The sequence below is a fragment of the Chryseobacterium sp. MA9 genome (assembly GCF_024399315.1).
Lineage (GTDB): Bacteria > Bacteroidota > Bacteroidia > Flavobacteriales > Weeksellaceae > Chryseobacterium.
Window position 1 is genome coordinate 2963471 of record NZ_CP075170.1, and the last position, 12315, is coordinate 2975785.

A 12315-nucleotide genomic window follows, 5' to 3' on the forward strand; every position below is an offset into this window, starting at 1 on the left:
CAATGTGCTGAATTTTGTTATATTCACTTAACTAATTATCAGCATCATGAAAAAACTAAATTTAACTATTGCAATGTCTTTATTTGCGCTTTCTCTATCTGCAAATCTGAGTGCGCAGGATACCAATACAGACAATCATACAGTCACAATTTCTATTCCTGAAGTTGCCTTGGTAGATATTGAGCCAGCTGCTACAAAAAACCTTACCCTTGGTTTTACAGCACCTACAGAAGCAGGAAATCCAATCATCCCGGCAACATCTAACACTACTTTGTGGCTTAATTATTCATCTATCAAATCTGTTGCAGACCCTACCCGTAATGTAAGTGTAAAAATGAATGCTATCATTCCCGGAGTTGATCTTCATGTAACTGCAGCTGCTGCAACCGGATCCGGAGCAGGTACACTAGGAACATCTGCAGGTCTGTTGACATTAAGTGCAGCTGACCAAACTATTATTTCGGGAATCGGAAGTGCTTATACAGGTAATGGTGCCAATAATGGCCACAACCTTACTTATGCACTTGCTGCAGGAAGCGGTCCTGGCGGAGTAGCAGCTTATGCAGATTTACAGGCAACTGCAACTACTGTAGCAACCGTTACTTATACGATATCAGACAATTAGAATTTAATTGAAATTTTATTTTGTGTCTCAAAAACAAGAAGAAGTTGTTATTCAGTTTCTTCCTGTTTTTGTATTACTAATGATTTAACTCCAAACTTTATATAATGATAAAGCGTATCCTTCTCTTGATCACTCTGATTTTGCAATTCAGCTTTTTACATGCGGGTATTGTGATTCTCAACGGACTTACGCATTCTTACAAAATTGAAAACGGAAAGGTTTACAAGGGAAAAGTGGCCATTGAAAACACAAGCAATAATCCTCAAAGTGTAAAATTGTTTTTACAGGACTTTGCTTATCATGCTGACGGAACGATCAATTATTCTGCTTTGCATACAAATAAACGGACCAATGGAGAATGGATTAAACTCAATACCAATTTGATCACCCTTAAAGGCAAGGAAAAGACAGAGGTCTTTTATGAAATTACAGTTCCCAATCAAGCCAGAGATTCCGGAAGCTATTGGAGTGTCATTATTGTAGAGCCGGTAGAGGATATTAAGCCCAACGACAATAAGCCGGGAGTGAACATCACTTCTGTTATACGATACGCTATTCAGGTCATTACAGATTTTGAAACAGAAAAGGCCAAACCGGACCTTAAGTTTGAAAGTGTAAAAGTGGAAAAACAGGAGGGAAAGCAAACTGTAAAGATTGCTATAGCCAATAATGGTAATCTTTATTGCAAGCCAACAACAGCCATTGAAATCTATAACCGTAAAACAGGTGAAAAAGTAGGAACTTATTCAAGTCTAACGATGGGACTGCTGCCTGGTACCTCCAAAACATTTTACATAGATATCAGTAAAATCCCGCCCGACAAATACAAAGCGGCCATAATAGCTACGGATGAAGAGGAGAATGCATTTGCACTCAATGTGGAATTAGAAGTAAAAAATGATTAGAACTTGGACTTTATTTATTATCATATTATTATTCCCGATATTTATTTTTTCTCAACAGCAATCTAATCGATTGTCCAGTAAAAAAGATAGTATATTACCGGGAATGTCAACTTCTATTCCTTTCACATTAGAAAATAATTCAGGTGAAAACAGGATTTATGATATTTCAGTTTCTACTTCAAGTTCATCTATTACACCTATTTTAGCAAAAGGAGAATTTCAGATTGCTCCACATGAAACATCTGCCTATCTGGTACCTTTGCGTATTGCAACAGAAACAAGCCAGGGCAATTATTCTGTAACCCTGAATATTACTGACCGCAGCAACGGAATATCCTTTACAAAAACATCAAAAATAACAGTTTCAGGAAACCGAAATATTTCCCTTACTGCTCTGAATTCACCTGAGTTTGTAAGGGCAGGAGAAATAATCCGAGTAGCTTTTCTTTTAAAAAATAATGGTAATATAAGAGAAGATATCAGACTCGAAAGTAAAAATGCCATTCTTGACAATGAGACTTCATTAGTATTAGAACCCAATGAGTCAAAAATCATTACAATACACAAAATAACAAATCCTGAACTCAGACAAAATGAATTTCAGAATCTTAATCTTTCGGTGTACACAAAGGATAATCTTAAGGAAAATCAAAGTGTTTATGTAAGTACTCAGGTTATATCGGTAAAACCATCTGAGAACGACATCTACCATAGGCTTCCTGTTGCCCTTTCATTATCATTCATCGGAATGCAGAATATGGGAGTTTACAATGATGGCTTTCAGGGAGAAATTTACGGTAAAGGGACACTGGACAAAGACAACAAAAATCAGATCGAATTTCGGGCGGTTACCCACAATCCTGTAGATCTCAATACATTTACCCAATATGAAGAATATTTTGTGAATTATAAACGGGATAACTTCTTTATTCATCTTGGTGATAAAACGTATTCTTCATCTTATTTAACGGAGTTTGCAAGATATGGCCGCGGGGCAGAAATCCGGTATGATTTTAATAAAGTGAGTCTGGGTGGTTTCTATAATCATCCCAGGTTTTTCCGGGATATTAAGGATGAATTTAATATTTATTCCAGCTTCAAAATCCGAAAAGAATCAGAGCTTTCAGTCGGATATCTTTACAAGACTCCAAGAAAGGAGGAAATCCGATATGGAGATATAAGGCTGGATTCTGATGCGCATCTTCCTTATACCAAAGGAAAATTCAAAATCTCAAGAAATATTAATATTTCCGGAGAACTGGCCTACAGTAAAACAAAAAAAACGGAGGGAACTGCCTATATGCTGCAGGCTGATGCTATTTTTGAAAAGTTCAATGGAAGTTTAATGTATGTAAAAGCAAGTCCGGAATTTGCAGGATATTTTACGAATACCAATACCTTTAATGGGAACATTAACTACAAAATTTCCAGAAAACTCAGTGCTTTTGTCAATTATACACAGGATGTTAAAAATTTCCAGAGAGATACTCTGTTTTTAGCAGCTCCCTACAGACAGTATTTACAATATGGGATACAATATAAATATCGTTCAGATGGATCTGTTATCCTTAATAGCGGTTATCAAAAGTATCAGGATCGTTTGGAACCCAGACAGTTTGATTATTATGAACGTTTTTTCAAAGTGAGTATTGATCAGCAGCTTGGAATGTTTCAGGTGAATATTGAAGGACAGTTTGGTAAAACAGACAATTATCTGACAGGATTTAGCGGTAATTCAAGTTTTTATTCTACCAATCTTTCATTTCAAAAATTCAGGACCTATTTTAATATATTCGGAAGCTACGCCATAAGTTCAAGATACCAGCTGCAGAATCAGAAACAACTTTATTATGGAGCAAGAATTTACAGCCGGTTTTCTGATAAGACTACTTTAAGTATTTTTTATCAGAACAATTATATGCCGGAAGAATATTTTAAAGACAGAAACTTGTTTGAACTTCTCTTCCACCAGCAGTTATTTCCCGGAAATGAAATTGATCTTTCCGGCAGATATTCACTACAGAGAGGAGAAATCGGGGATAAGGATTTTATATTCTCTATGCGCTATACATGGCGTCCCAATATTCCGGTACAGAAAACAGCTGAATATATTTCGTTATCCGGAAATGTCAGTAATCTTGGGATCAAAAAGACAGAAGGGATAAGATTAATGCTAGGAAGTTATCTGTCTGTTACCGATCAGGAAGGAAATTATTCATTTAAAAATGTGATTCCGGGCAGTTATTTTCTGGAAATTGACCGTTCAACAACAGAGATCAATGATATTCCCACATTAGCGTTTCCAGCAGCCCTTTCTCTGAGTAATAAGGAAAATATTTTTAATTTCGGATTAACTACAGCGGCTAATATTCAAGGTCATATTCAGTTTGTAGAAACAGAAGAAAAAGATCACACGGGATTTACTGAATTGCTTGCTAAAAAAGAGAAAAAGAAAAAAGAAAGTATTATTATAGAAACTACGGGTAAGGATCAAACCTATCGTAAAATCTGTTTTATAGGTGAGGGTTTTGATTTTACTTATCTCAGACCTGGAGACTGGACCGTTAAAGTCTATCGTAATGGCCTTGATAAGCGTTATAAAGTCTCGAACGATAAATTTCAGTTTACTCTTAACCCTTCAGAAACAAAAAAATTAAACATTCATATTGTCAAGCAACCAATAGAAATAAAGTATCAGCAGGAATCCTTAAAGGTAGGATATAATGAAATAAAAAAGAAGAAATGATTTTGATCCGTTCCCTATTGTTATTAGTGTCTTTTATCTTGTCGGGTGTATTCTATTCCCAGACTACTGTCACCATGACTTTACCTATCGTAACCTTAATGGATATAGAGCCTGCAGGAAATTTTACACTCAATTTTACCCCTCCTACCGAAGCGGGCAATGCCCTTGGTAACCCAACTCCCAACACCTCAAAATGGGTAAACTATACTTCCGCAATTGCACCTGGAGGCCTTACCAGAAGAATTACTGCATCTGTGAATCAAGTTATTGCAGGAGTTAATATAAGATTACAGGCAGCCGCCGCTTCCGGAGCAGGAGGAGGAACACTGGGAACTTCTTCAGGACAGGTTATTCTTACCACAACTCCTGTTACAATTATCAGCGGTATTGGAGGTGCCTACACAGGCAATGGGGCTAATAATGGCCATGCTCTCACCATTTCTCTAACAACCAATACTTATGCTAACTTAGTGGCACAAGCTAATACGGCTGTTGTAATTGTCTACACCATCACAGAATAAAATTGAAAAATGAAAATCAACAGTTGTTTTTTCAGAAAAATCCGTTTAAAAAAATATGTAAGCAGCATTCTTTTAACAATTGGCAGCTGTCTTGGAGCGCAGACTATAAATGTTGGCGGCAGTAACTGGACTGTAAGTGCACCAACTATTACAGAAGCTGGAACAAACTATAGTGGAACTTATGAAAGTGCCACTAATTTGATAACATTATCCGGTACATTACCAGGATCTTTCCTAAATCTACTCACAAGTGGGGCGGCCAGAGTAAGTGTACATCATACTCCTACCACCTGGAACAGCAATCTACACCTTTATGCCAAAAGAAGTGGTGGAACAACCAGTATCAGTGGACTTTGCCTTGGCTGTACTGCAACTATCAATGGTGGGACAACCTATGTAGAAATACCACAAGCTGTAGCTACAGCATTCTTTACAATAAATTTTACGGGAATTTTGGGACTGGGTAACAGTGTCACTTATTCGTCTATTAATGGACAGCTGCAGATAAGTGGTGTTTCTGTAATAGTTCCTGCTACAACCTATAGCACGCAGGTAGTTTTCACAATAGGTCCCAATTAATAACTTCTTTTAAGTAATTAAAAAAATTAAAATTTTATAAATGGAAACCGTTTCTTTATAGAAGCGGTTTTTTTGTTTCTTTTGGCTTAAAATAAGATAGATTCTGAGAGATTATAAATCTTTTCTACACAATGTAAGTTCTTGTATATAATAGCCGATTTACAAGCTTAAAAAGGATCAATAGGTACGGGCTTTAGCCAAAACTTATGATTTGATGAGTTCTTAGAAAAGATAAAATACGGTTCCTGGATTGTATAGATATAGATTCGGAGTAAGAAGTTGGGGATAATAAACGGTAATAGTGACAGCAAAGAGGTATCAGCTAGTAAGATGAAGAATGGTTAATGAGAATGGATAATCAGTAACGGGCAATAATAGCGATCTATTTACATATTGATGATTGCTTATTATCTATTACTTATTGCTCATCATTTATCTGTAAGTTGGGCTGGGTTGGGTCGAACTGGGCTTAGCCGGATAGGTGGGGTTATACAACAAAAAAAAATCCTTTATCATAAGATAAAGGATTTTTAAAAATAAAATAAAAACTGGCGGCGGCCTACTCTCCCGCTTTCGCAGTACCATCGGCGCTGGTGGGCTTAACTTCTGTGTTCGGAATGGGAACAGGTGAGCCCCACCGCTAAAACCACCCTAAAGAAGGTATATAGCATCTGGCTTTTTGCTCATTGCTTTTGGCTTTTTGCCAATCGCTAACTGCTAGTTGCCAATTGCGTTTTTAAGCGATAAAAACTTTCACAAAGACAAAACCTTCAATGCACATAAAGCACCTGGTTTATATAGTAACCATAGACTATAAATCTACGGGTAATTAGTACTACTCGGCTATGACATTACTGTCTTTACACCTGTAGCCTATCAACGTCGTCATCTCCAACGACCCTTAAAAGATGTCTCATCTTGAGGCGAGTTTCGCACTTATATGCTTTCAGTGCTTATCTCTTCCAAACGTAGCTACTCAGCGGTGCACCTGGCGGTACAACTGATACACCAGAGGTTTGTTCAATTCGGTCCTCTCGTACTAGAATCAAGCCCTCTCAAACATCTAACGCCCGCAATAGATAGAGACCGAACTGTCTCACGACGTTCTGAACCCAGCTCGCGTGCCACTTTAATGGGCGAACAGCCCAACCCTTGGGACCTTCTCCAGCCCCAGGATGTGACGAGCCGACATCGAGGTGCCGAACCTCCCCGTCGATGTGAGCTCTTGGGGGAGACTAGCCTGTTATCCCCGGAGTACCTTTTATCCTATGAGCGATGGCCCTTCCATACGGAACCACCGGATCACTATGTCCTGCTTTCGCACCTGATCGACTTGTAGGTCTCACAGTCAAGCACCCTTATGCCATTACACTCTACGCACGGTTACCAAGCGTGCTGAGGGTACCTTTGAAAGCCTCCGTTACTCTTTTGGAGGCGACCACCCCAGTCAAACTACCCACCACGCAATGTCCTTCTAAAAGAAGTTAGGCTCCAAGTAAGTAAAGGGTGGTATTTCAACGTTGGCTCCACCTACACTAGCGTGCAAGCTTCAAAGCCTCCCACCTATCCTACACATTACTTACTCAAAGTCAATACGAAGTTATAGTAAAGGTTCACAGGGTCTTTTCGTCCCATTGCGGGTAATCGGCATCTTCACCGATACTACAATTTCACCGAGCTCGTGGCTGAGACAGTGCCCAGATCGTTACACCATTCGTGCAGGTCGGAACTTACCCGACAAGGAATTTCGCTACCTTAGGACCGTTATAGTTACGGCCGCCGTTTACTGGGGCTTCAGTTAATGCCTTCGGTTTAACCCTAAGCACCTTCCTTAACCTTCCAGCACCGGGCAGGTGTCAGACCCTATACAGCATCTTTCGATTTAGCAGAGTCCTGTGTTTTTGATAAACAGTCGCCTGGGCCTCTTCACTGCGGCCACCATTGCTGATGGCGTCTCTTCTTCCGAAGTTACGAGACTATTTTGCCTAGTTCCTTAGCCACGACTCACTCGAGCACCTTAGGATTCTCTCCTCGACCACCTGTGTCGGTTTTGGTACGGGTTGCTTCACTTCGGCTTTTCTTGGATCAGATTACACTACAGCAGCTTCGCCCGAAGGCTAGGCCTTGACTATTCCGTCAGTCTTTAGCAGCTACATCCAACCGTCCCCTTTTTAGTGTGAGCAAGTATGGGAATATTAACCCATTGTCCATCCACTACCCCTTTCGGGTTCGCGTTAGGTCCCGACTAACCCTCAGCTGATTAGCATGGCTGAGGAAGCCTTGGTCTTTCGGTGAGCAGGTTTCTCGCCTGCTTTATCGTTACTTATGCCTACATTTTCTTTTCTATCCGCTCCACAATACCTCACGATACTGCTTCGGCGCAAATAGAATGCTCTCCTACCAGATATATCTAAAATATAAATCCATAGCTTCGGTAATATGTTTATGCCCGATTATTATCCATGCCGGACCGCTCGACTAGTGAGCTGTTACGCACTCTTTAAATGAATGGCTGCTTCCAAGCCAACATCCTAGCTGTCAATGCAGTCCAACCGCGTTGTTTCAACTTAACATATATTTTGGGACCTTAGCTGTTGGTCTGGGTTCTTTCCCTCTCGGACATGGACCTTAGCACCCATGCCCTCACTGCCGTAGAACATTTATTAGCATTCGGAGTTTGTCAGGAATTGGTAGGCGATGAAACCCCCGCATCCAATCAGTAGCTCTACCTCTAATAAACTTATATACGACGCTGCACCTAAATGCATTTCGGAGAGTACGAGCTATCTCCCAGTTTGATTGGCCTTTCACCCCTACCCACAGGTCATCCGAAGACTTTTCAACGTCAACCGGTTCGGTCCTCCACTCTGTGTTACCAGAGCTTCAACCTGCCCATGGGTAGATCACAAGGTTTCGCGTCTAATCCTACTAACTATGCGCCCTATTCAGACTCGCTTTCGCTCCGGCTCCGGTACTTAATACCTTAACCTCGCTAGTAAAATTAACTCGTAGGCTCATTATGCAAAAGGCACGCCGTCACAGCTTAATGCTGCTCCGACCGCTTGTAGGCGTACGGTTTCAGGTTCTATTTCACCCTTCTATTCGAAGTGCTTTTCACCTTTCCTTCACAGTACTTGTTCACTATCGGTCTTTCAGGAGTATTTAGCCTTGGAGGATGGTCCCCCCATATTCAGACAGGATTTCACGTGTCCCGCCCTACTCATTTATCACTCAAATATGCCTTTCATATACGGGGCTATCACCCTCTACGGCCGTTCTTTCCAGAACATTCTATTAAACATATATCAGCTTTTGGGCTAATCCGCTTTCGCTCGCCACTACTTACGGAATCTCTTCGATTTCTTTTCCTCCGGGTACTTAGATGTTTCAGTTCTCCGGGTTTGCTTCCCCTAAGGGATGACTGGTCTTCAACCAGACGGGTTGCCCCATTCGGACATCTGCGGATCAATTCGTGTGTGCCAATCCCCGCAGCTTTTCGCAGCTTACCACGTCCTTCTTCGCCTCTGAAAGCCTAGGCATCCGCCATACGCCCTTAACGATTTCTTTCCTATTGGTTACTCAAGCGCTTTATGCGCTCGGTTTTCTCTTTGTGATGTCTTTACCGTTAATGTCAATGATCTTAATGTCTTCTTGTTCAACTGATGAACAGATGTTGTTTTTGGCTCCATCCGTAACTTTTAAATCAGTCTTCCAAAACTGTGGAGAATAAGGGAGTCGAACCCTTGACCTCCTGCGTGCAAGGCAGGCGCTCTAGCCAGCTGAGCTAATTCCCCCTCTAGGTGCTGTTGGCGATTTGCTCCTTGCTGTTGGCTTTATTGCCTTCAGCTATAAGCTATTTGCCAGCCGCTTTAATTAGTAGTCTCGGGCAGGCTCGAACTGCCGACCTCTACATTATCAGTGTAGCGCTCTAACCAGCTGAGCTACGAGACTTTGTATGAGTAATGATCCATGAGTAATAAGTAATCCCTTTTCCTCTTCTGCATTTCTCAATCTCTTTCCCTTTACTAATTTCTAGTGGGTTTTGTATTGTTAATATAACCAACCAAACAAAAAACTAAAGCTTTACTTTAAGTAAGTACTTTGTACTTGCGTACTAATTTTGTTTATCGTCCCTAAAGACGCTCTAAAATGAGATGTTCCAGCCGCACCTTCCGGTACGGCTACCTTGTTACGACTTAGCCCTAGTTACCTGTTTTACCCTAGGCAGCTCCTGTTACGGTCACCGACTTCAGGTACCCCAGACTTCCATGGCTTGACGGGCGGTGTGTACAAGGCCCGGGAACGTATTCACCGCGCCATGGCTGATGCGCGATTACTAGCGATTCCAGCTTCATAGAGTCGAGTTGCAGACTCCAATCCGAACTGAGACCGGCTTTCGAGATTTGCATCACTTCGCAGTGTAGCTGCCCTCTGTACCGGCCATTGTATTACGTGTGTGGCCCAAGGCGTAAGGGCCGTGATGATTTGACGTCATCCCCACCTTCCTCTCTACTTGCGTAGGCAGTCTCACTAGAGTCCCCAACTTAATGATGGCAACTAGTGACAGGGGTTGCGCTCGTTGCAGGACTTAACCTAACACCTCACGGCACGAGCTGACGACAACCATGCAGCACCTTGAAAAATGTCCGAAGAAAAGTCTATTTCTAAACCTGTCATTTCCCATTTAAGCCTTGGTAAGGTTCCTCGCGTATCATCGAATTAAACCACATAATCCACCGCTTGTGCGGGCCCCCGTCAATTCCTTTGAGTTTCATTCTTGCGAACGTACTCCCCAGGTGGCTAACTTATCACTTTCGCTTAGTCTCTGAACCCGAAAGCCCAAAAACGAGTTAGCATCGTTTACGGCGTGGACTACCAGGGTATCTAATCCTGTTCGCTCCCCACGCTTTCGTCCATCAGCGTCAGTTGTTGCTTAGTAACCTGCCTTCGCAATTGGTGTTCTAAGTAATATCTATGCATTTCACCGCTACACTACTTATTCCAGCTACTTCAACAACACTCAAGACATGCAGTATCAATGGCAGTTTCACAGTTAAGCTGTGAGATTTCACCACTGACTTACACATCCGCCTACGGACCCTTTAAACCCAATAAATCCGGATAACGCTTGCACCCTCCGTATTACCGCGGCTGCTGGCACGGAGTTAGCCGGTGCTTATTCGTATAGTACCTTCAGCTACCCTCACGAGGGTAGGTTTATCCCTATACAAAAGAAGTTTACAACCCATAGGGCCGTCGTCCTTCACGCGGGATGGCTGGATCAGGCTCTCACCCATTGTCCAATATTCCTCACTGCTGCCTCCCGTAGGAGTCTGGTCCGTGTCTCAGTACCAGTGTGGGGGATCACCCTCTCAGGCCCCCTAAAGATCGTAGACTTGGTGAGCCGTTACCTCACCAACTATCTAATCTTGCGCGTGCCCATCTCTATCCACCGGAGTTTTCAATATCAAATGATGCCATCTGATATATTATGGGGTATTAATCTCCCTTTCGAAAGGCTATCCCCCAGATAAAGGCAGGTTGCACACGTGTTCCGCACCCGTACGCCGCTCTCTAGATCCCGAAAGATCTATACCGCTCGGCTTGCATGTGTTAGGCCTCCCGCTAGCGTTCATCCTGAGCCAGGATCAAACTCTCCATTGTATGTTTGTCTGACTCACTCAAAGTTTTTTAACGCTTTAGTTTTTCCTTACTTGGTTGTTATATTGTATGTCAATGATCTTTATATCTTTCGCTTTGTAACGAAGCACTCTCTTCTGTCAGTGGCGCTCCGTATTTGCGAGTGCAAAAGTAAAACTTTATTTTGATTTGACCAAATGTTTCTGAAGAAAATTTTAAAGTTTTTTAAGTAACCTTAATCCTCTTCCAAAACCTCAATCTCTATACTCCTGCGCTCCCTGTAATTGGGACTGCAAAGATACAAACTCTTTTTAAACCCGCAACTCTTTTTGTGAAAAATTTTGAAGTTTTTTTACCCGTCTCTTCTTGAAGTATATCAATGTTTTATGCTTAGCTAAAAGCTCCTCTGCGCTACTGTTATACTCTCGTTTTTCAGTGGGGCAAAGATAACAACTTATAACAACACAAAACAATTTTATTTAACATAAATTTTACCTTTATGTAATATTAAGCCCTAATCAACTGGAACGCAGTGAGAAAAATTTTAAACATTTGTTTGGAGTTTTAATTCATCTTAACACAAATCAGTAATAATACTTGTTATAGCTTACTCCTTAAGATTTGTTTTCATTGTAAATAACGCTCAAAAATTCGGCGTAGGACTTTTCCAGACCAATAATATCGCCGGATTTAAGATTCAAACCTCCTACTCCTGAGTTATCCGGCTTTACTTTTAAAGATGAAACCTGAAAGTATAAGTTATCATCATTCGCTTTTGGCTGAACTTTGACAGTAGAACCCAGAAGTTTCTTAGTTGAAATTGTATAGATTTCCCCTGGAACAACTTTTAATTTTAAAAATGATCTGGGAGAGATGGTATAATCTTTACGATTGATGCTTATTTTCTGATCTTTCTCAGAGGATGCAAATATATACATCTCGCCATGCTGGGCTGTCAGCTTTTCTTTAGGTGTATAATATAAAGCAATCTTATAATTAGCGGCATTGAATGACTGAGCTGTCCCATCCACGTTTTCAAAAGGTTTTAATTCAAAAGTATTGGCACCAATCTCTTTTGCTTTTTTATAGACCAAGGAAAATATAAGTGCATCATCTTTTGAAAAGCCCTGAACTTCTACTTCTCCTAAATAAACGGCATCAGCAGCGGCAACTTCTTTTTTATAAAAGAATTTATCCGGGTTATCATTTGTTTTTTCAACTTTAGTGAGATAAACATTCTGTGCATTCCACAGCTGGATACACAATACGGAAAAGATGATTGCAATATTCTTCATATAT

At 41.0% G+C, this 12315-nt stretch carries 6 protein-coding genes, 2 tRNA genes and 3 rRNA genes; 5 read left to right on the plus strand and 6 right to left on the minus strand.

All coding sequences use genetic code 11. From position 1 onward, the window contains the following. Window positions 1-46 precede the first annotated feature (46 nt). The 5 genes from KIK00_RS13470 (at window position 47) to KIK00_RS13490 (ending at window position 5376) form a co-directional block, all read left to right on the plus strand. The gene (locus tag KIK00_RS13470) at window positions 47-625 is read left to right on the plus strand and encodes a hypothetical protein (protein WP_255812895.1); all 579 of its coding nucleotides are present in this window, start codon (window positions 47-49) and stop codon (window positions 623-625) included. Between the two features lie 104 nt (window positions 626-729). Next, window positions 730-1530, plus strand: coding sequence for a WxL protein host-binding domain-containing protein (locus KIK00_RS13475; protein WP_255812896.1), 801 nt, complete (start codon window positions 730-732; stop codon window positions 1528-1530). Between the two features lie 103 nt (window positions 1531-1633). Further along, entirely contained in the window at window positions 1634-4276 is a 2643-nt protein-coding gene (locus KIK00_RS13480) for a hypothetical protein (RefSeq protein WP_255812897.1), read from the plus strand. After that, the gene (locus KIK00_RS13485) at window positions 4273-4797 is read left to right on the plus strand and encodes a hypothetical protein (protein ID WP_255812898.1); all 525 of its coding nucleotides are present in this window, start codon (window positions 4273-4275) and stop codon (window positions 4795-4797) included. The genes KIK00_RS13480 and KIK00_RS13485 overlap by 4 nt, the downstream gene beginning before the upstream one ends. Window positions 4798-4806: 9 nt before the next feature. Then, entirely contained in the window at window positions 4807-5376 is a 570-nt protein-coding gene (locus KIK00_RS13490; protein ID WP_255812899.1) for a hypothetical protein, read from the plus strand. Window positions 5377-5922: 546 nt separating this feature from the next. On the opposite strand, the gene rrf is transcribed toward KIK00_RS13490, so the two are convergent. The 6 genes from rrf to KIK00_RS13520 all read right to left on the minus strand — a co-directional run bounded on the left by rrf (window position 5923) and on the right by KIK00_RS13520 (window position 12311). Further along, a 5S ribosomal RNA gene (gene rrf / locus KIK00_RS13495) occupies window positions 5923-6030 on the minus strand. A gap of 155 nt (window positions 6031-6185) precedes the next feature. Then, window positions 6186-8943: ribosomal RNA gene (locus KIK00_RS13500) — 23S ribosomal RNA — on the minus strand. A 153-nt stretch (window positions 8944-9096) separates the two neighbouring features. Further along, window positions 9097-9170 (minus strand) — tRNA-Ala (locus KIK00_RS13505). 83 nt (window positions 9171-9253) lie between these two features. Continuing rightward, window positions 9254-9327 (minus strand) — tRNA-Ile (locus tag KIK00_RS13510). Between the two features lie 196 nt (window positions 9328-9523). Beyond that, window positions 9524-11040, minus strand: a 16S ribosomal RNA gene (locus KIK00_RS13515). The 16S, 23S and 5S rRNA genes sit together here with 2 tRNA genes alongside, the layout of an rRNA operon. Window positions 11041-11630: 590 nt before the next feature. Next, window positions 11631-12311 carry a hypothetical protein gene (locus KIK00_RS13520; RefSeq protein WP_255812900.1) on the minus strand — a complete coding sequence of 227 codons (681 nt, stop codon included), beginning with the start codon at window positions 12309-12311 and terminating at the stop codon, window positions 11631-11633. Window positions 12312-12315 lie beyond the last annotated feature (4 nt).